Here is a 21,666-nt window from a genome sequence, read left to right as displayed (position 1 = left end):
GCATTAATTTATAGGGCATTATAAACATCTAATAATTTTTGTTTTTCATTTTCCCAGTTATAGATACGTTTTATCACTTTACATTTTTCACTATATTGATCACGTAATGTCTCATCTGCAACAAGTTTATTTACCGCTTCTGCTATTTGATTGATATCGTGACTATCTACTGAAATACCGACACCTTGATCCACCACTGCTTTAACTTCAGGAAAATTACAACTCACTACTGGTACATGAGCCATAATATATTCAAACAATTTATTTGAGCTTGCAGAATAATGATTAAAACAAATATTTTGTAGTACCTGAAACCCTAAATATGCTTGTTTTGTATATGAAGGAAGTGCTTTGAAGTGAACTTTTTCAACAAATTTAATGCGATCACTTTCAGAACTTTGTGTCGCCATTTCTTTCAGTGTCTTCTCAAGTTTACCTGCCCCTAAAAATACAAGTGTACCTTCTTTAATTTGAGGCATCATTTCAATTAGAAGTTCTAAACCACGACCTTGCTGCAAACCACCTTGATATAATAATATCTTTTCTTCTTTCGGTAATCCTAGCTCAGCATGTAAGTCAACATCAGGTTTTTCTTCAATATCATATAATTCCGAATAATTATATAGTGTTTTTGGATAAAAACCGTATAACTCTTCATTCTTTTTCGCACGTGTATGATTTTCTACCATCATTTCATCAACAAATTTTATCATGAATGACTCAAAAAATTTTATCGTTTTAGGATTATAACCTGTTCTTGAAGTTTGAACTTCATGTGAATCATAAACTAACTTTTTAGGTTTCAATCTAAATTTTGAACAAATAATCCCCTGCGGTAGCGTATTTAAATCATTTGAATGATATATATCGGCATTATCTTTATAACCTTTAATTATCATTCGACCGATAATTGCTGCATTGACAATATTTTTACGAACTTTTCTAAGTTTAACGCTCAGCGCCATCATCAATAATAAAGATGCAAAGTATATTAACAGCATAAGATTAAAATAAAGAAGTGTAACGCCAATGACAGTACTTACTGTACCTACTTTTATCAGAAATGAATTTTTGTCTTTTTGATATGCTGTAATGAAAGAAGGATAGCGTTGCACACGCGATACTTTAAAGTTATCTTTCACGTTTTCTTCTTGTAATACTTTTTCATCTTTAGGATCATCGATCGCTATAAGATGTACATCAAAGTTATTATCAGACAACGCGGTGCACTCTCTATTCACACGAGCATCGTTCGTAAAATGATTCCAGACAAACATCGTAACTTTTTTCAATTCTCTTCACCTTCGAATTCACTTTTTATTATTCTATAATATTTTATCATATTATTCTAAATTACTAACGAATAAAGAAAACACAGGAAAAATTTTTACCTGTGTTTTCTTTATTTGTAATTATTAAAAAGCTGTTTGATTTTGGGATAATTTTTCAGCTTTCTTTTTAGCAATTTTTTCTGCCTTTGCTTCTTTTAAATATGGGAAAACATCTTTAAAAATATAATAACCAAAAGTTGAAGAATATGTATTTGTTAAGTGATGTCTATCTCTAACCATAATAACATTACCTTGAACCGGGAAACAATATTTACCTTTATTACAAATTAAATTTGTATAATCTACATATTTTACGTTTGGTTGTGCTTTCATTCTATCTATCCATGCAGCTCTTGGAGGTATGTGAGATTTAGGTACTGCACACTTAATTGATTTTCTACCATACTTTCTCAAACATTCAGGTATATTTACTTTAAAATAAGGAGTATCTCTTATAGCAAAAACTTTCATATTATTGTCAGCTAATTCTTTAAACTTTTCATTTATTCCTTCATCATGTCTATAACCATTTTGAGTATTATTCGCTTTTGTTAGAACCACTTCCGGTCTGTATCTCTTAATAGCAGGAATAATTTGTTTATTCCAAGCATTACAGCTTTCATAATTCTGTACTTTTGAGGTTGTTAATAAACATCCACTCTTTGTTGCATAAATAATACGAATATCATTTTGTCCAGCATATTTGTTCGCAGCAGCTAACCAGTGTGCAGAATGTGAATCTCCTAATATTGCTAAAGTATATTTATAATCTTTCACTTTTCCATACTTACAAACTTTTTTAGTAATTGATTCTCGTTTTCCAGCATGACAACCGTCTATAAAACCTTGATTATGATCCGTAAAAGCTTGCTTAGTATAAGGTTTTAATGATTTGAATGGATACCAATTTAACCTATTTTCGTATACTCCTGGATGTGTCTTCAAATTTTCAGTTGCAGCTTGAGATTCAGATTGTAGTCCAAAAAATGCTGTAAAAATAAAAAAGCTGACTAATATAAATAATTTCTTCATAATAACTCCTTTTTATTAACTTATTTAATTTATATTATAATTATAATTTCAAAAATTGTATAGAAATTTTTGAAATTTACAAAAAAGATACAATTAATCTAAAATATTTTCGAGTTTTAAAAAAAGGAATTACTCAAGGTAACTCCTAAATTAACTTAGTTAGTTATAAAAATACTGTATTATAGTAGAAATAACTGTTCCTAAAGTTAATACAATAAATACAAAAATATTCCTATAATCCAAACTATTCTTTTCACTTTTTGTTAAGTAGCCTATTTGTTGTTTTGCAATCATTTCTCTTTTATATTCATTTTGTTCTTCTTTAGATTTGTTTCTGAATCCACGAACAAATCTTGTATATTTATTTATTATATCAGTTGTATTACCATACTCCACCATTTCACCATAGCTTAACCACAAAGCCTTATCACAAAATTTCTTAATTTGAGGTGTTGAGTGAGACACGAAGAATATTGTCTTTCCTTGTTTTTGGAAATCTTTCATACGTTCTAGACATTTGTTTGAAAATGTTTCATCTCCAACACTGAGAGCTTCATCTACAATTAATACATCTGGTTCCGTATGTATAGCGATTGCAAAACCTAATCTTGATCTCATACCACTTGAATATGATTTTATAGGTTGATATATGAACTTATCAAGTTCTGAAAAAGATACTATATCATCAAATCTTTCATTTATTTGTTGCTCACTTAAACCATGCATAAGACATTTCATTCTAATATTCTCTTCACCTGTCAAATCATTATTAAGTCCAGCTGATATTGCTATCAATGAACTTTTTCCATTGATTTGTATACTCCCAGTAGTTGGTTGTGTCACTTCTGCGATTAAATTACTTAACGTCGATTTTCCAGATCCATTCAATCCTATAATTCCTACAGATTCCCCTTCATTGACAGTGAAACTTATATCCCGCAAAGCATAGTATGGTTTTAATATATTTTTCTTTTTAAAACTAAACAAAGATAAAATCTTATCTTTTTTATTTGTGTTTAAATCATATACCTTAGAAACATTACGTACAATAACTTTTTCCATAATTTATCATTCCAATTTTATTATTTTATAATGTTATTTTGTTTATAGATAATCAACCAGTTTATTTCTAAATTTATAATGTACTTGACTTCCAATAAATAATAATAGTAAACAAATCATCCAATAATATAAATGATCATGCCAACTACCATAAACATTTACATGATCACGGATAAATGCTACACGATAAGTCCCTACTAAATAACCGAATGGATTAAAAGCGTTAATTTTAACCATTATAGGTGTTGCATTTTCAATAGCCCAAAAAATTGGGGTTACAAAGAAAGCCATACGCATAACGTTTTGTAGGATGTTATTGGTATCTCTAACAATAATAACTAATGTACTCATTATTAATGAAATTCCAAAAATTAGTGCATAACTCGCAATAATAAAATAGAAAAACCATAAATAATGCCAAATCGGCACTAGATGATAATACAATGATAGTAAGAATAAAATACTTGTTGTAATCATTAAGTTAATTAATGTATTCGTAAAAGAGATTGATAATAATACACTAGACGGAAATTTCATCTTTGTTACTAATCCTAACCTTTGGTAAATCGCTAAAGATCCTCCAATAATTGATTGTGATATAAACATCCAAGGAAACAGACCACTAATTAAATGAATAATAAACGGGACTCCTATAACATCATGACGAACACCACGAAGACCTAATCCAAAGACGACATAATATAAACCTACCTGCATTAATGGTTGCAATATATTCCAAAATACACCTAGATAATGATTAGAATATTTACTTTTGATATTATATATTGCAAGTTTTCGTATTAAATGAAAATGCAAAATTTGTTCTTTTATTAAGTTCAATAATTCTTTCAAAAGTAATTACTCCCTTTTACTTTGAAATTTAAAAACAAAGAAGATTGTCAATAGATTTCAATTCAATATTTAATACACTCGATAATATGCAACTTTTAATTTACAACAATTTAATTTTATTTACAATCATTTTCAATATTTAAAAACCTTTATATTGTAGCTTTGATGAAATATTGACGAATTTTTGTCTAAGTATCTTATTAAATACTCATGTTTTGTATTCTAATCTAATTATATTAGCATATTACATTATATCGAAAGATAAAAAGATATTATTTTTATTGTTATTTTACATAATTAGCTATATAATTTAATAGTTTATTAAACTAATTTGAGGAGCATAATATGAATAAGACTTTCAGAGCAATATTAATTTTACTCTCTTTGAGTTTAGTAATTGTACCTGTATCCTATGCTGCATATTTATATAGTACAACAAAAGGTGCAATTGATTTGTCGTTTAGCAAAAATAGTGATAAATCTAATTTGAGAGAAAAAGCTGTCGATCCTTCAATGGATCATATTTCTGTATTATTCTTAGGTATTGACGATAGCATTTCCAGAAGAGAAAATGGCCAGAAAGTGTCTGAAGCACGTACGGATGCAATGATACTAGCTACATTTGACCGTAGTAATAAACAAATAAGACTTGTGAGTATCCCTCGTGATACTTTAGCTTATATTCCTTCTGTAAAGCAATATGATAAAATTACGCACGCACATGCTGAGGGTGGTCCAGAAAGCTCTATGCATGCTGTTGAAAACATCTTTAATGTTCCTGTTGATTATTATGCACGTGTAAACATGCAGGCATTTGTTGATATCGTCGATGAATTAGGTGGCATTGAATTTAATGTACCATTTGATATCGATGAACCTACAAAATTAGATAAAGGTAGAATCAAAGTAAAAAAAGGAAAACAATTAATTAACGGTGATGAAGCACTTGCCCTTGTAAGAAGTAGACATGTGGATACAGACTTAGGCCGTGGCAAACGTCAAATGCAAATGATTGAAGCAATCGTTAAAAAAGCGAAAGATACCAACTCTATTTCAAAACTAGATGAACTCGTTGAAATTGTCGGCAATAATGCAAAACATAATTTAACCTTTGAAAATATTACATCATTGGCTTCCTACTATACTTCTAATGATGTAGAGTTCAAACAAATGCAGTTAAAAGGTACAGATTATATGTATAACGGTGTTTACTACTATAATCCAGTATTTGAACATATTTATAAGATATCTAAACTTCTACGCAAAGATTTACAATTACCTGAAGAGAAGAAATCGTCATTACTCGATTATAAAGTTATCGCTTTAAAAGGAAATTTAATACCTTTAGAAAAGATTGACCTTGAACAAATTGAAAAAGATTTTAAACAACTGATGAAAGACAAAAAGAAGAAAAATAAGAAAAATAATACAATAGAGAATAAAACAAACGAAACTAATAATGAAAGTTCATCAAAATCTATAGAAACTGAAGCGCCAAAAACTGTAGAAAGTGCGCCTGTTACTGAACAAGCACCACCAGTAATAGAAGAGCCTGCACCTGCTCCTGTTATTACTGAGGCACCAGTAATTCCACAACAAAATAATAATCAGATAATCAATCAGGCACCCGCTACTTCAGAAGTTAATCCAAACAATTCAAATGGTAATTCTGTTACTAATACAAATATTATTAGAAGTGATAACAATGCAAATAGTAACAATCAAAGTGGTCAAGCACCACAAAACGTTGTGAGGCAGCCAGTAAATCAAAATAATACTGTTCCTCAATATCAACAATAAATTGGAGTGATCCTTTATGGCAACTCGTAAAACCTATGAAAAGTATGAACAAATTAACCAAATGTTTGATAAATTACAAGAAATCATTGCTTCACCTCGTGATTTATCAAATAAACGTAAAGACTTTTATTTTGTTGATGATTATCATCAGCAGAATTACGAAGCTTTGTTAATATATTATACTGATGCAGGAAACAATCCTCTTATGGACGGTGCATGCTATATATTAGCAATTCCAGCGATATTCAATCAAATTAATATTTTTGATTATGAAGTGCCATTAGATTTCGTATTTGATGGTGAAAATTTAAGTCAAACATTCACATCACTTGATGTATTTAATCAATACTTAATTGCAGCCGTTTTAGAAGTATCCAACATCCAGATCTTTACACCATCAGGGTATGCGATGGGCATGACTCACTGGGATATGAACCATATGCAATTATTTTGGCAATATACTGCAATATTAAAAATGCATTAAACAAATATAAACCACCACCAATTTCGATATATAAATTGATGGTGGTTTTTTTATTCAACAAAATTTTAAGAAAATAAAAAATAAATTAAATCCTTTAAACGTGTGCATATATTAATTTACATTATGAATTTAGTATTTCATATATTAAAGTAATATTACAATTCAAATCCTTTATATACTAATTGAATAAATGTCCCTATAATAGAAGAGAATGAAATTATGAATTAAATTGAGAAAGGAAGTACACATGGATAATAAATTTTATTACAAAACACCTGCACTAATGTTAATGATGTTTGCTGGTACAACAACAGCTGCTTATGCTGCAGAAAATGAGGTTGTAAAAAAAGACGCAATTGATAGCACGACAAACGAAACAGTTAATCCAAGTACTGCTAATGAATCAAAAGTTCCAGTTAATGTGATTACTACAAATGATTTATCAAATCCTGCATCTATTGCTGAACAATATTCATTAACTCAAGTAAAAAATAATACTGAAACAGCTTCAACTACACAACTAACAACTACGGAAACACCAACGGCTGAAGCAGTTACTACTGAAGCGCCTAATGTAGATACGACAACTACGGAAACACCAACGGCTGAAGCGGTTACTTCTGAAGTGCCTACTATAGATACGACTTCTACGGAAACACCAACGGCTGAAGCGGTTACTACTGAAGCGCCTAATGTAGATACGACTTCTACGGAAACACCAACGGCTGAAGCGGTTACTACTGAAATGCCTAATGTAGATACGACTTCTACGGTAACACCAACTGTTGAAGCGGCTACTTCTGAAGCGCCTACTGCAGCTGTTCAACCTAAAAAAACAGCAATTACTTCAACTACAAAAACAAGAAGTTTAGGAACTACGGCAACAACTAAAGCAAAAAATATCGATTCTATGTCAGTTAATGAAGTCATAAAATATAATAACTGGACAGTTCCTGTGTATGAAAAAAGCTTTTTCAATTCACCAAAAATTGCATATCGCAATGGTGTCGCTAAACCGGAAGGTATCGTAGCACACGAAACAGCTAACCCTACATCTAAAATTGATGGTGAAATTGCTTATATGAAACGTAATTACACGAATGCTTTCGTACATGCATTTATCGATGATAAGCGTATCGTTGAAGTTGCAGATACTGATTATATTTCATGGGGAGCTGGTCCTGTTGCAAACCCCCGTTTCATCAACGTAGAATTAGTTCGTGTATATGGTAAAGAAGCATTTAGCCGCTCTATCAATAATTATGCAGATTACTTTGCTACAAATTTATTATATTACGGTTTACCGTTAGATAATGCTCACTATGATGGTAATGGTACTGTTTGGAATCATAAAGGCGTATCAAACTTCCTTGGTGGAACTGATCATACTGATCCAATCGGGTGGTTCCAGGCCAACAACTATTCTTTCGATGAATTCTACAATCTTGTTTCTGAAAAATATAATTATAAGTTAACTGGCAAGATGCCAGCCACACCTGTGCCAGCACCGGGTAACACACCACCTAAGATGACTCCTGCACCAAACAATACGGGCAAAGTCGTCACATCGAATGAACGTCGTATTGCCAAAATTAAATGGCAAAATACGGATGTGTATACTTCAGTTGGTAACCCTGCGACAGCGAAAGCAGGTTCAAAATCAAACACCGCTTATTATGTAAACAAGAAAGCTGTGTTAGATGGTGTTACTTATTATTCATTAACTGACAATAAAAACATCCCACGTGGTTGGGTAAAAGCAAAAGATACAAAATCATTTTCGATTACTCCACCATCAAAAACGTCAAAAAGGTTTACATTAAATAGTACTGCTAAAAGTATTTATTCAACACCTTGGGGTAGTTCAAAACAAGTGGTTGGAAGTTTAAAAGGATTAACAGGAAAAGAATTTAAAGCTTCTCAATTTGTAAAAGTAGGTCAAACATCATATTATTTTGGCACAGTGAATGCTTTAACTGGCTGGGTTAATTTAAATCAAATGACCTTAAAATCAGTTTCTCCATCAAAGACTGCCGTTAAAATTACTGACATGAAAAATGTTAAATTAATTGGTCGCACAGATGCTAAGAATACTGTTTTATATACAGATATTAAATCTACAAAAAAAGCACAGACAAAGCCGGTTAATATGCAACTCTACATTAATCAGTCAGCAAAGAAAAATAACAAGCAATATTATGGTGTAGCCGATCCAAAAAATAAATTTTTAGGTTGGATCAGTGATACATTTATTAAAGAAAAGCAATTTAAAACAGTATCATGGACAAAGATGCCTTATACGATTAAGAAATCTTCAGGATATATTTATTCAATTCCTGGTGGTTCTAAATCTCAACGTATTAAAAAATTAAGTACATTATCTTCTAAAACTATACAAGTCATTCGTACAGATAAAGTTGGCAATGCTGTTTGGCATAAAGTATTATTAGATGATAAAACAACTGGATATGTTCCAGATAGCTATCTTTATTCACAAAATGTCGTAAAATTAAAAGCACCTGAAAGTTTAGAAGTTGCTGTTGCGAAACAATCTCGATTAAAAAATCCTGCACGTAATGCGGGCCCTAAAGTAGTATTCTCAACACCAGCAAGAGTATATAACGAACGTTTAGCAGAAGATAGTGAAATTAAAGCGAATATGGATACAAAAAATGCTTTAAATGATCCTGAGTTAAAGTATCAATTTTTAGATTTAGGGCAATCTGAAGGTATTTCAGCTAAAAATTTAAATAAACTACTTGCTGGAAAAGGTGTTTTAGAAAATCAGGGGGCTGCTTTTGCAGCTGCAGCAAAACAATTTAAAATTAATGAAATCTATTTAATCGCACATGCGCTTGTTGAAACAGGACATGGAAAAAGCAGATTATCAAACGGTCTAGGTATCAGTGACGATAATACGCGTATTATTGAAAATGCAACGAAGAAATACTATAATACTTATGGTACTAAAGCTACTGATAATAATGTAGAATTAGGTGGTATTGCATACGCTAAGCAAAACAGTTGGGATTCTGTTTCTAAAGCAATCATCGGTGGTGCAGAATACGTACGTAAAGCATATATTGACAACGGTCAGCGTACGCTTCATCAAATGCGCTGGAATCCAGAAAATACTGCAACACATCAATATGCAACAGATGTTAGATGGGCTGCTAACAACGCGAAAAATATCGCGCGTTTATATAAGTCATTAGGTCTAGATGGATTAAATTATATCGTTCATGAATATATCTAATGTTAAAAAAATAACCTTCCTAATAGTTATTAGGAAGGTTATTTTTTCGGCATTTAGGCTATATAATACTAAATTGAATATTTAAGTCGATTTACTAATAGCTGATGATTTACAATTAAAAACGAAATGGATCTCTAATAGCAAATGAATGATATATTTTTTCAAGTAACTGAATCAATTCTTCAGACTCTGCAGAATTTAGCTCTCGCATAAAGCTACGTACAACTTTAGCTTTAATTTCTTCTGCACGTTCTAATGCTTTTTCACCTTGTTCAGTTGCAATTAAGACGGTAGATCTTAAATCATAAATACTCTGCTCTTTTTTTACAAAACCGTTATCAACTAATTTTTTTATTGCTCTCGAAACCGCTGTCTGTTCTTTATTTAACTTATAGATTAACTTTTTTTGTGTCATATTTTCTTCTGATGCAATAAGTTCTAGCATATATAATTGTTCACGCGTTAAAGTTACATCAGTTAATTCTGCAGAAGCAATTTCATCAATTTTAGAATCCATAAAATAAATTAATTGTCCAAATCTTTTAAGTCGCTTTTCATCCATGTTATTGTCTCCCAACTTTTTTCTTATATAGATTATAAGCCCAATTATTTAGTTTAGCAACGATATATAATGAATTAATAAAAAATTGTGAGCTATTTATATTTTATCATAGCATATTTAATTTGTAGATTTAATTCATAAGTGTGCAATATAATTAATTTTTTGTGAGAATATTTTTAAGGAGATTTTTTATGAATAAAGAAAGAGATCATTATTTTGATAACGCAAGATTTTTATTAATTGTTTTAGTAGTTTTTGGTCATTTATTACGTTCTTTCATAAATGAAAGCCATTTTTTACAAGCTTTATATATGTTTATCTATAGCTTTCATATGCCTGCATTTGTATTGATTTCTGGTTATTTTGCTAAAGGCATACATAAAGCAGGGTATATCAAAAAAGTAACTAAGAAGTTATTATTACCCTATATTATTTTTCAAAGTTTTTATGCTTTTTATTATTATTTTATCGATGACGTAAACACCGTTGATTTAAATCCATTCGATCCGCAATGGGCGATGTGGTTTCTACTCAGCTTATTTTCATGGCAGGTCATGCTATTTATCGTAAAAGATATAAATCCTTGGGTTACCCTAATCGTTTCATTCATCATAGGAATAATCGTCGGCTATTTACCATTTATTAATAATACTTTAAGTTTATCAAGAACATTTGTATTCTTTCCTTTGTTTTTAATTGGGTATTATGCGCAACCAGAACAATTTAAATATATTAGAAATAAGAAGTATATTCCTGTTTCTATATTTATGTTGACGATTGTTTTTATTTTCTATATGTTAACAGATTTTAATTTTGAGTGGCTTTTCGGGAGCAAACCCTATATCAAACTTGAACATGAAGCTTCTGATCTGTATAGTGGCTTAAAACGTGCCATTATTTATGTAATCATTCTAATTAGCACTGCAAGCTTTTTAAATGTTGTACCGAACCGAAAACTTCCTCTAACGTATATAGGCTCAAGAACCATGTTCATTTATCTCTTACATGGTATGTTTATTGGGTTATTCAGAGCAAATAATTGGGGGAAATATTTTAATGATCATGTGGCTTCAATATTAATCTTTATGATTCTTGTTACCATCTTCTTAGTTTATACACTTAGTATGAATGCTACTAAAAAGATAACCTCACCGGTTGTAGAAATTAAAAAACCTCATTAGAGGTTTTTTTAATTTTGTAAATTTAATATGAATTAATTTTATTTAATATTTTTTATTTGTGAAGAAATATGTATAATTATTATAAGAGAGCCGGATATGTCTGATATAAATAAAATTACATATTGCTTTTAAATATGAATTTAAGGAGATTTTTTATGCGTTTACTTTGGCAAACACCAGAAGACAGAATTGCACTTTTAAAAGACCTTGTTAAACATGACAGCATCACAGATACTGAAGGTGAAGTCAACTTTCCTTTTTATATTAAACGGACACTAAAACAATTAGATTATTTTAAACAGCATGATTCACATATTAAATTAATTGAGACGAATGATCACAAGAATGCTGTAGCTGCAATGTATCGTTCACATGTAACAGATGATACGGTGATTATTATGAGCCACTATGACACTGTTGATACAAATGATTATGGATCATTTGAAGCATATGCATTCGATAGTGATGCGTTAGCAAAATCATTTGCTAATAACCTTAATGAATTTAGTGAGTATCATCAATCTGATATATTATCAAATCAGTATTTATTTGGACGAGGCATCATGGATATGAAATCTGGATTAATGATGCATTTAAGCATACTTGAAAAAGCAATCCATGAAGAATGGCCAATTAACATTATTTTATTAACTGTTCCTGACGAAGAAGTAAATTCCTCGGGTATGAGAAGTGCTGTTTCTGAACTATCGGAATTTATTGAACAGGAAAACTTAAAATTATTGCTGATCATGAATGGTGAGCCTGCATTTAGTCAGTTTCCACATGATGAAAATTATTATATTTATAATGGTAGCATCGGTAAAGTCATGCCATCTGTATTTGTTTATGGAAAAGAAACACATGTTGGAGAACCATTAAATGGACTTAGTGCCAATTATTTAATTAGTCGTATTAACTCTGAAATTGAATACAATACACAATTTCTTGAACGATATAAAAATGAAGAAACACCTTTACCTGTTAGTCTCTATTTGAAAGATCTAAAAGAAGATTACAATGTACAGACACCTTTTATGGCATCAAGTTACTACAACGTATTCATATTTGAACAAAGTGCAGCACATGTTTTTAAACTATTTAATCAAATCGTTGAACGTACTGTTGCAGAATGTTCTCGTGACTTAGGATTAGTATTTGAAACATCACCAAAAATAAAAGTAATAACTTTTGAAGCATTAATTAAATCTATGAAAAAGAAACATGGCTATGAAACTATCCATAATATTATCAGTAATACAGAACAATCTGATAATCGTCTATATGCTCAGACAGTTATTAAAGATTTATTGCTTTTAGATAACAGTAATGATTATACGGTCGTGACATACTTTAATGCACCTTATTATCCTTCTGTTAATAGCAGTCAAGATAAATTAATAAAATCAATTACAAAATATGCAATTAAACAAATGAAGAAACAGTTTAATCGTGAGACAACAAAAATTCATTACTTTAATGGAATTTCAGATTTAAGTTATGTTAACTATACACACGATGATAGTGATACTAATATATTTGCTGATAATACACCTGGTTTCAAAACACATTACGATATACCTTTTTCAGCTATGAAAAAATTAAAAGCACCAGTAATTAATATCGGTGCTTTTGGGAAAGATGCACATCAGTTAACTGAGCGTATTCATATTAAAAGTGTATCTGAAGAAGTACCTTTTGTATTAAATAAAATTTTCCACAAATTTTTTATCGACAAATAATAAATTCATTATAATCCTTAAAAACATTTCTAACGGTAATTGCTTAAGTGCAATTGCCGTTTTATTATTTTGGATTGTAAGTCTGCGAGTAACAGTGCTTTTTGATGTTGCTTATGTATAAAATTTATATTTTGAGGCACAATCAATTCCATATTATTTATAAAAAGTATTCTTGTCTGATCCTTCTTACCTTCAAAATGATAAATCATCTGATGCTGTATAAATAATTGAAAATGCGTTTTTGACTGATGGATTGGATAATACATCCATTGAATAGATGGTTCGATAATAATTGGAAGATGATGCATATGCCTGGTTAATACTTTTGCAGACTGCTTACGGGTTTTTATATTACTTCCAAAGAAAATTAATGTTTGATCCAATAACTTTTCTGGCCTTTCATCAACCATTCTAACTTCCCCACAAAAGGAATAAATTTGAGTCTTCCCTTCAGCTTCCGGACTTTGATAAATACACATATCAGTTGCACAAAGCGGCATTTCTAACATAATATTCACCTCTTATCAAATTATCATTTCTACATTATTATAATTAAATCCATCTAAATACTTCACTTTTTAATCAATTTTTGACAATAAAACTATATTTATTTAATAAACTAAACAATTATTATCGAAATGTTAATTTTTAATTAACAAAAATTTTGATTATACTTACTTCATCCGGAAATAAAAATAGAATATCTAGATATTCAATGGGGAAAATATGTTTGAAGAAACAAAGAATAAATATGAAAAGTTAATCTTTCACCTCATTCATAAATATCAATTAACTTATGACTTTGATGAGTTTTATCAAATGGCATTAATAAAACTTTGGGAATTAGATCAATCTTATGATTCCAACAAAACATCTAATAAAGATCACTATGTCTATACAAAACTCAAATTTTTCTTTATCGATGAAATTAGAAAGTTATCTAAAAGAAATGAACGGTTTATCTTAATGAATGACGACATTATATATCATAGTAATCATTTCAATGATTCATATGATCATTTGACATTAAAAGAAATAAAGCATTATTTAAATCTTGAAGAATATCAGTGGCTGACGTTATTTTTGAAAGGTTATTCAATGAAGGAAATAGCAGATGAGATGAAGGTTAGTGTGTCTACAATAAAAAAATATAAGAAAAACGCACAAAAGAAGTTAACCTTCTTTTATCACAATCATTAAAATAAACTTCATTAAAAATCTATTGAATAATCAATAAATTTTTATGTTCAATATGCATCAAATTTAGTATAATAGCAATTAGCATGTTTTTAAGGAGGAAAAATTATGGCAGCTAAAGTTGGAGATATTATTGAGTTTCACGAAGGTAAACAAGGTATCGTTGAGAAAGTTAATGAGAATTCAGTGATTGTGGATTGTACGATTATGGAAAACTTCGAAAAATTAGAAATCCCTGAAAAAACTGTTATTAACCATAAACGTTATACAATCATTACAGAGGCATAAAATAATGAACATTTTAAAAAAGCCTATCTATGGTTTTTTAATTTTATTTACTATCTTTCACATTATATTGTTCGGAATGAGAAGTGAACATCAGGTGTTCTGGCATTTATATACCGGCTTAATGTTATTCTCTTCTATCGGTTATATCTTCTATGAACGCAATATTCATTCTAAGCGTTTATTAGACGCGATCATCACAGGTATTCTTGCAAGTTTTGTGATCGTTATATTATATACCTTCTTATCTTTCATAATGAAAGATATTACTTATTTTCATTTACTGAAAGTAATTGTAGGACTTGGTGTTTATGTAAAATGGCAGCTTATTATTTCATTATTTATATCTATACCGTTGCAGGAACTGTTCTTTCGTAATATGTTGCAAAATTATCTTGATGATCGATTTAATCAGTTTGTTTCAGCTTGTATCATCAGTTTATGTGTAACAAGCTTATTTATGTATTCCTTAAGTATTGAGTTATTGCTTTTCATCTTTTTAACTCAGTTTATTTTAGCTCTGAGCTATCATAATACGAAACGTTTGATTACACCTATTATAGGTCAAATATTTGCAATAATAATATTAACGCTCATCCATAGATAAAAAATCCTTAGTCACTAAGGATTTTTTTCTTTCTGACAAGTGAATATTCTTTTTCTTCGTAATAAGTGGATTCTTTTAATAAATAATCTTCTTCATATCTAGAAACATCTATAAATTCATATGAACATCCTTTGTTCTCAAAGGAGTCTGTACGTTCTTTAAACATCAGTTTTATATGTAGTAGCGACGAACTTTCTGGTAATTGAATAATTTCAGTGTATTCATGCTCAATACCCTGGGCTATATTATTTGTCAGTAATAAATGAACACCTTCTACACATAAAATATCTTCTTCTGTAATTAAATCTGAGATTTGTCCATTATGTAATGCAATGACATAATCCGGACTCTCATTATCGTACATGTATCTCATCCAAGTTTTAATCGATGCCATAGGATTGGATGCAATCATTGTTTCATGATCTATTTGCACTGCTTCTGATAAAGCAATTACACCAATTTTAATACCTTTATATTGATGAATAATATATGGGGTATTAAAATACGGCTCTTTCGTAGATTCATTTAAAATATTGCATGATAAAAATGGAAATTCACTCATCGCATGTGCCCGGCTAAAATAATTAAAGCCTAAAGAAAAGTCTTTAATCGTAATATTAGTTGCATTAAATTTCAAAAGATTCATAAGTGATATTAATGGAATGCGTTTATATTCTTTTAAACCTGCATAATACTCACTCACTGGTGAACCTGTGATCAGCTGACCATTATTAATTAACAGAACTTGTCCACTTTGCCTAGCTAATTTAATATAAGTTGCTGCTTTATAAATATTAAATGTATTATTTTCTTGAAACATTGCACCTTTGATGTTATTTGTTGTTATAATATGTATATTAATTAATCCTTTTTTCATGCTTCCACCTCTTTGTGATATTATAGCATGATTTTTAATATGACTTTTTAAATTGGAGAAATATATGAATAATATCAAAAAATACGTTATTTATAATATCATAATTACATTGTTATTTTCGGCATTATTATGGTATTTATTAGCGCATAACGAAGAAGTACATCTTCGTGAAAACATAAAGAAATCTATCGGAATACATACGGAACAGGTTGATTCGTTTTTTAGTGAAACAACTTCTGCAGTTGAAAATGTCGCTACTACTGTTATCTATGAAAAAGATAAAGTAAATATCGATAAAAAGATACAAGTGCTTAAAAATCGTGACCACCGTATCATCAATATTTATGTTCTAGATTATAAAGCAACGGTTATCAACTCAAATTCTGAAGCAATGATTGGTAAAAAAATAGAATCCATGAAATTCTTCAATCATATTGAAAAAAGAACTTTGAATAATGTGGCGATTAGTGACGTTCGTAAAAATAATATGAATAAGAATGTCGTCTACATTACAAAAAATATTACAGATGAGAGAAAAAGTAATCTTGTTGTTGCAGAAATTGATATTAATACGATTGGTACAGTCATTGACTCTCTTCAAAAAGATAATACTGTGACGATTACAGATTTTAAAGATCATATCATTTTTCAGTCAAATCACCCCGTATTTACTAATATAAAAGAATCACAGAAATTTTTAAAAGTTGACTGGAATCTAACAATCAATTCGAATAAGAATGTTTATCGTGAAGTATTTGAAAAAGTTCTACTTGCAGCATTAGTATTTTCATTACTTATTGCGACATTACAACTTTTCTATCATAGCTATAAAGCACAGAAAGAAAGTGAATTATTACTTGCAGATATAAATTCTCAAAAGAAAGAATTGATTGGTCAACTTGCTGCTAACACTGCACATGAAATAAAGAACCCATTAACATCTATTAAAGGCTTTGTAGATCTACTGGAAATGCAATATGATGCTAAACATGAAAATCAATATTTTAAAATTGTAAAAACAGAATTAGAACGTATCAATTTAATAGTCAGACAATTCTTGTTACTCGGAAAACCTACAAAACTTGATGTAGAAATTGTAGATTTAAGAGATATTGTGAGAGAGACATTAACATTTCTAGAGTATGACTTATCGATGAACAACATTCGAACGATAAAAAGCTATACCAATCATCAAACGCTAGTTCATGTAGCTGTCGACCAATTTAAACAAATTATCATCAACCTTATTCAAAACGCAAAAGATGCTATGGTGGAACATAAACAAGGGATCATTGAAATCAAGGTGGACCACACGCATAATCAAGCTATTCTTTCAATACGAGATAATGGAAGTGGCATGAATGAGGAAGTACTTAAACAGTTATTTAACCCATTCTTCACAACTAAAGTCACTGGTACGGGCCTTGGATTACCAGTCTCTAAAAGTATCATCGATGCAAATAACGGTGAAATTGAAGTAATTAGTAAAGTAGATATCGGTACAACATTTATTATTAAGCTGCCACTAATCTCTATTCCTTCTGAATATGATCAAAATAATAATAAAATTAAAAGAGACTAGCAAACAAATGCTAGTCTTTCTTGCTATCAAAATATTTTTCTATTTATATTAAATATGATTATCCAATCATAATTCTTTCTTTTGGATATCTAAATTTATCAGGTTCTGCTTTACCACCGAGCATTATAATAAATGAGATTAATCCAACACGACCTATAAACATCAATGCCATAATGACCAGCTTACTACCACTTGTTAAATCGCCTGTTATACCAAGTGATAAACCACAAGTTCCAAAAGCACTCATCACTTCGAAGAAAATTGAAAGTAAATCGAATTTATCATTTTCAAAGAACAATATAAATAATAAACCTGCAAAGCAGATAATAGTAGCAAGAACCATTACAGCAAAAGTTCTTTGAATATCAATGGGATCAATTTCTTTATTGAATACTTTAATGTTTGTTCTACCATTACTATAATTCAGTAAAAACAAAATTAGTATCGCAAATGTAGTTGTTCTAATACCTCCTCCTACTGAACTTGGACTAGAACCGATAAACATGAGTCCCCCCATAAAAAAACGTGTGGCCTCTGTTAATTGATTTAAATCTATCGTCGTAAGACCTGCACTTCTAGTTGTTGAAGATTGAAATAATGCATAAAAAAGACCTTTATGCCATGAAATATTTTTAAAAGCGTTATTATACTCAAATAAATAAATAACAACTGTTCCGACAATAAACAATAAAAAATATGTACTAATCGTTAGTTTTGCGAATAAACTAAACCTGAAATTTGGAATTTTGTTTGTTAAATAAGTTTTTATTTCAATAATAACAGGAAATCCAATTGCCCCTAATACAATTAGAAACATCGTAATTGTTTGTACAAAATAATCGTCGGCGTAACTATTAAGTGAATCGCCTGTTATATCTAAACCACCATTCGTAGTTGCAGAAATCGATGCGAATAACCCATGGAATAATGCATCTTTTATTGAATCCATATCTTTATAGAAATAAAATGCTAAAAATAAGGCGCCCAGAATTTCTATAAATAACATCGCCTTCACAATTTCAAGAATCATTGTTACAACGCCAGACATCTTATTTTGATTATGATCCACCATTATTAGTTGTCTTTCACGCATCCCAATCTTCTTACCAAGAATAACCCATAGCAAAGTACCCATCGCCATAACACCAATACCGCCAAGATTAAGAATGACAAGGATGACACACTGACCAAAAGTCGAATAAGTTTCTGCAATAGACACAGGTGACAAACCTGTTACACTGACACCAGACACCGCAACAAATAATGAATCAATGTAACTAATATCAACGTTTGGTTGATGTACATATGGCATACGGAGCAATAAGAAAGAAATGAATATTGCTACAAGATAATAGAGCACAATACCTTGTTGTGGTGTTAACTTTTGGAATAACTTGTTCATTATTTCACTTCTTTCTTAAATCAATGTAGATTTTATAACTTAATTTTAATATTTTTTTCAGCACCATTGCGAATGATTGTCAAAGTAATTGTATCCCCAATTTTCTTTTCATTAAATAGAATCTTTCTAAAATGAATTTTAGATTTAATTTCTTTATCATCTATTTTTTTAATAATATCGCCTAACTTTAATCCATTTTTCTCTGCTAAAGCGTTTGGTTCTATCTCCATAATTTCTACACCAGTTTGATCAGTCGGAGAGTTAGGATCATTAGGGTTGCTGTGCGTACCCACATCTTCAATCATAATACCCATTTTTGGACGATTTATACTACCTTTTTGTTCAAGCTCCTTTAATACTTTTTTTACTTCGTTCACAGGAATACTAAATGCAATACCCTCTACGCCTTCCATAGAAATCTTCATTGAATTCAGACCAATCATCTTTCCTTCTTTATTTAATAAAGGACCCCCAGAATTTCCTGGATTAATTGCAGCATCAGTTTGTAATACATGCATTTCCCAATCATAAATCTCATCACCATCAATGTCTACCGGTACATTACGTGATAAACCAGATATAATTCCAGAAGATGCACTTCCTGCAAACATTTGTCCTAAGGGACTACCTAATGCAATGACTTCTTGTCCAGGTTCCAAATGATTACTATTTGTCATCTCAATAACTGAGTTTATATTACCTTTAGGCATTGTAAGAATAGCCATATCAGTCCAGACATCATAGCCTATCATCTTTGCTTTTTCTTTCTTTCCTTCATAAGTCACTTCAATTGCATTAGCTTTTCCGACAACATGATAGTTTGTTAGTATATATGCTAAATTCTTTTCTGTTTTATAGATAATACCTGTACCAATCCCCACCTCTTCAGGCGCTTTCACTGCACTCTCAGGATCTATCGTCTCACTATCAGTAGCTTTTTGAAGATTTGTAATACTCACCACATTCTTAATATTTTTCTTAATTGCTTGTTCTGTAGAAGTTTTAACTTCAGATTGTTTAGATACTTCTTGTGGCTTCGAATTAAACAAGCTCATAAGTAATATACCGATCAATATTCCAGCAAGTGTACCCATCAAAATTTTTGGCAGTTGTGAACCAAAAGAACGATTTTCTTTACTATTTTTTAAATCGTCATTTATCTCATTTCTACTGAAAGATGCTTCTACTAATTCATTTTCCTCAGACGTTTTGTTTATATTATTTTCATGTTTTTGGGAATCATTAGTTTCAGGACTTTCTTCATTCTCAATATGCTTTGTTACATCTACAGTATTTTCCTTATCAATCGCTTCTTCTGTAGCAATTGAATTACTGTTGATCAGTGATTCTTTATTTTCATTAATATGATTATCTTTGTCACTTTTTGTTATTGTATCATCCACAATTTCAATATCTTCTTTTGGTGCTATTTTTTCTAATATATTATCTTTTTTATGTAAATACGGATAAATCATTCTAACTTTCTGACCTTTAAAGAACAATCGTTTAGGTCGACTGTAATTTTTCTTTTTGATGACAATTTTATGTTTACGCTGCATGATTTCCTCCATAAAAAAACTTAGTGTATCTATTATAATATAGATACACTAAGTTTTATATGATATATCAAGTTTTTTATGCATTTGATTGTTTTTTCTTACCACTAAACCAACCTATTGCTAATATCAATAATAATACGCCCCAGAAAGTTAATTGCCATGGCATACTGTGTGGAAATTCGTGTGGCAAGATATGAATTGATTCATGGGCAAGTACCATCACGACTAACTTCACCCCAACCCAACCTACAATTGCAAAAGCTGCTGCTTCTAATGAAGGATTATCATGCAGAAGTTTTACAAACCATGTAGCTGCAAATCGCATAATAATTACTCCTAGCATACCGCCAGTGAACATCACTAAAAATTGTCCTAAGTTCATCCCACCAAATTGTGGTCCAACTTCTGGTAATGTTAAAGCAATTGCTATCGCTGCGAGCATTGAATCGATTGCAAATGCAATGTCTGCAAACTCTACTTTCGCAACTGTCATCCAGAAGCCACTGCCCTTTTTACTATATTTCTCTAGTTCTGCTTCTTCAGCTTCACTTGTGGCATCACCTGTCTTAAAATATTCATATAAATTTTTTATCGACATAAATAGTAAGTATGCAGCACCTAAAGCTTGTATTTGCCAAAACTTAGCAAGATAAGCGATCGCAAACAATGACGCAAATCTAAACACAAATGCTCCGAGTAATCCATAAAATAACGCTTTCTTTCTTTCTTCTTCAGGTAAATGTTTTACCATTACTGCCATAACGATCGCATTATCTGCTGCAAGTAATCCCTCTAAAACGACAAGAACTATTACAACCCACGCGTACGTTATCAATATTGACATATCCATCTTCTCAC

18 protein-coding genes and 1 pseudogene are annotated in these 21,666 nt (G+C 30.3%); 9 read left to right on the top strand and 10 right to left on the bottom strand.

The window, feature by feature from the left end:
• Positions 1-8 precede the first annotated feature (8 nt).
• The 4 genes from KFV12_RS04810 to KFV12_RS04795 form a co-directional block, all read right to left on the bottom strand.
• Positions 9-1,292, bottom strand: coding sequence for a glycosyltransferase (locus KFV12_RS04810; RefSeq protein ID WP_254257428.1), 1,284 nt, complete (start codon positions 1,290-1,292; stop codon positions 9-11).
• A 123-nt stretch (positions 1,293-1,415) separates the two neighbouring features.
• Positions 1,416-2,363: an SGNH hydrolase domain-containing protein gene (locus KFV12_RS04805; protein ID WP_254257427.1), complete on the bottom strand. Its 948-nt coding sequence runs from the start codon at positions 2,361-2,363 to the stop codon at positions 1,416-1,418.
• Positions 2,364-2,522: 159 nt separating this feature from the next.
• On the bottom strand, positions 2,523-3,425 hold the full coding sequence (locus tag KFV12_RS04800) for an ABC transporter ATP-binding protein (protein WP_254257426.1): 903 nt from the start codon (positions 3,423-3,425) through the stop codon (positions 2,523-2,525).
• Between the two features lie 42 nt (positions 3,426-3,467).
• Positions 3,468-4,277 carry an ABC transporter permease gene (locus KFV12_RS04795; RefSeq protein WP_111714424.1) on the bottom strand — a complete coding sequence of 270 codons (810 nt, stop codon included), beginning with the start codon at positions 4,275-4,277 and terminating at the stop codon, positions 3,468-3,470.
• Between the two features lie 345 nt (positions 4,278-4,622).
• Here KFV12_RS04795 and KFV12_RS04790 point away from each other — a divergent pair.
• The 3 genes and pseudogenes from KFV12_RS04790 to KFV12_RS04780 form a co-directional block, all read left to right on the top strand.
• Positions 4,623-5,813: pseudogene (locus tag KFV12_RS04790) on the top strand (LCP family protein); the annotation flags it as partial.
• A gap of 280 nt (positions 5,814-6,093) precedes the next feature.
• Complete coding sequence (locus KFV12_RS04785; RefSeq protein ID WP_111714422.1) at positions 6,094-6,561, top strand: DUF2538 family protein; 468 nt, start codon at positions 6,094-6,096, stop codon at positions 6,559-6,561.
• 247 nt (positions 6,562-6,808) lie between these two features.
• A complete protein-coding gene (locus KFV12_RS04780; RefSeq protein WP_254257424.1) occupies positions 6,809-9,817 on the top strand; it encodes an N-acetylmuramoyl-L-alanine amidase in 3,009 nt (1,002 codons plus the stop codon).
• A 115-nt stretch (positions 9,818-9,932) separates the two neighbouring features.
• Here the strand turns inward: KFV12_RS04780 and KFV12_RS04775 are convergent, their stop codons facing one another.
• Positions 9,933-10,379 carry a MarR family winged helix-turn-helix transcriptional regulator gene (locus KFV12_RS04775; protein WP_254257423.1) on the bottom strand — a complete coding sequence of 149 codons (447 nt, stop codon included), beginning with the start codon at positions 10,377-10,379 and terminating at the stop codon, positions 9,933-9,935.
• A 191-nt stretch (positions 10,380-10,570) separates the two neighbouring features.
• On the opposite strand from KFV12_RS04775, the gene KFV12_RS04770 reads away from it, so the two are divergent.
• Together KFV12_RS04770 and KFV12_RS04765 are read left to right on the top strand one after the other, a co-directional pair.
• Positions 10,571-11,560 carry an acyltransferase family protein gene (locus KFV12_RS04770; protein WP_254257422.1) on the top strand — a complete coding sequence of 330 codons (990 nt, stop codon included), beginning with the start codon at positions 10,571-10,573 and terminating at the stop codon, positions 11,558-11,560.
• A 155-nt stretch (positions 11,561-11,715) separates the two neighbouring features.
• Positions 11,716-13,299 (top strand): M20/M25/M40 family metallo-hydrolase, encoded by a 1,584-nt coding sequence (locus tag KFV12_RS04765; protein WP_170122433.1) that lies wholly within the window; start codon positions 11,716-11,718, stop codon positions 13,297-13,299.
• 29 nt (positions 13,300-13,328) lie between these two features.
• Here KFV12_RS04765 and KFV12_RS04760 read toward each other — a convergent pair whose 3' ends face one another.
• The gene (locus tag KFV12_RS04760) at positions 13,329-13,808 is read right to left on the bottom strand and encodes a competence protein ComK (protein ID WP_111714417.1); all 480 of its coding nucleotides are present in this window, start codon (positions 13,806-13,808) and stop codon (positions 13,329-13,331) included.
• A 217-nt stretch (positions 13,809-14,025) separates the two neighbouring features.
• On the opposite strand from KFV12_RS04760, the gene KFV12_RS04755 reads away from it, so the two are divergent.
• The 3 genes from KFV12_RS04755 to KFV12_RS04745 all read left to right on the top strand — a co-directional run bounded on the left by KFV12_RS04755 (position 14,026) and on the right by KFV12_RS04745 (position 15,388).
• Positions 14,026-14,499, top strand: a complete 474-nt coding sequence (locus tag KFV12_RS04755) for a sigma-70 family RNA polymerase sigma factor (protein ID WP_111714416.1) — start codon at positions 14,026-14,028, stop codon at positions 14,497-14,499.
• Positions 14,500-14,601: 102 nt separating this feature from the next.
• The gene (locus tag KFV12_RS04750; protein WP_111714415.1) at positions 14,602-14,784 is read left to right on the top strand and encodes a YkvS family protein; all 183 of its coding nucleotides are present in this window, start codon (positions 14,602-14,604) and stop codon (positions 14,782-14,784) included.
• 4 nt (positions 14,785-14,788) lie between these two features.
• Complete coding sequence (locus tag KFV12_RS04745; RefSeq protein WP_111714414.1) at positions 14,789-15,388, top strand: CPBP family glutamic-type intramembrane protease; 600 nt, start codon at positions 14,789-14,791, stop codon at positions 15,386-15,388.
• Between the two features lie 7 nt (positions 15,389-15,395).
• Here KFV12_RS04745 and KFV12_RS04740 read toward each other — a convergent pair whose 3' ends face one another.
• Positions 15,396-16,265, bottom strand: a complete 870-nt coding sequence (locus tag KFV12_RS04740) for a bifunctional UDP-sugar hydrolase/5'-nucleotidase (protein WP_239242263.1) — start codon at positions 16,263-16,265, stop codon at positions 15,396-15,398.
• A 64-nt stretch (positions 16,266-16,329) separates the two neighbouring features.
• Between KFV12_RS04740 and KFV12_RS04735 the strand changes: the two genes are divergently transcribed.
• On the top strand, positions 16,330-17,847 hold the full coding sequence (locus KFV12_RS04735) for an ATP-binding protein (protein WP_254257421.1): 1,518 nt from the start codon (positions 16,330-16,332) through the stop codon (positions 17,845-17,847).
• 58 nt (positions 17,848-17,905) lie between these two features.
• Here KFV12_RS04735 and KFV12_RS04730 read toward each other — a convergent pair whose 3' ends face one another.
• From KFV12_RS04730 to KFV12_RS04720, 3 genes are all read right to left on the bottom strand, one after another.
• Complete coding sequence (locus tag KFV12_RS04730) at positions 17,906-19,249, bottom strand: TrkH family potassium uptake protein (RefSeq protein ID WP_111714411.1); 1,344 nt, start codon at positions 19,247-19,249, stop codon at positions 17,906-17,908.
• A 32-nt stretch (positions 19,250-19,281) separates the two neighbouring features.
• Positions 19,282-20,808, bottom strand: coding sequence for a S1C family serine protease (locus KFV12_RS04725; RefSeq protein WP_254257420.1), 1,527 nt, complete (start codon positions 20,806-20,808; stop codon positions 19,282-19,284).
• A 76-nt stretch (positions 20,809-20,884) separates the two neighbouring features.
• Positions 20,885-21,658 carry a TerC family protein gene (locus tag KFV12_RS04720; RefSeq protein WP_111714409.1) on the bottom strand — a complete coding sequence of 258 codons (774 nt, stop codon included), beginning with the start codon at positions 21,656-21,658 and terminating at the stop codon, positions 20,885-20,887.
• Positions 21,659-21,666 lie beyond the last annotated feature (8 nt).

This window comes from Macrococcus epidermidis, assembly GCF_024205965.1.
In the GTDB taxonomy this organism is placed as follows: Bacteria; Bacillota; Bacilli; order Staphylococcales; family Staphylococcaceae; genus Macrococcoides; species Macrococcoides epidermidis.
This window is presented reverse-complemented; position numbering and strand designations above follow the sequence as displayed.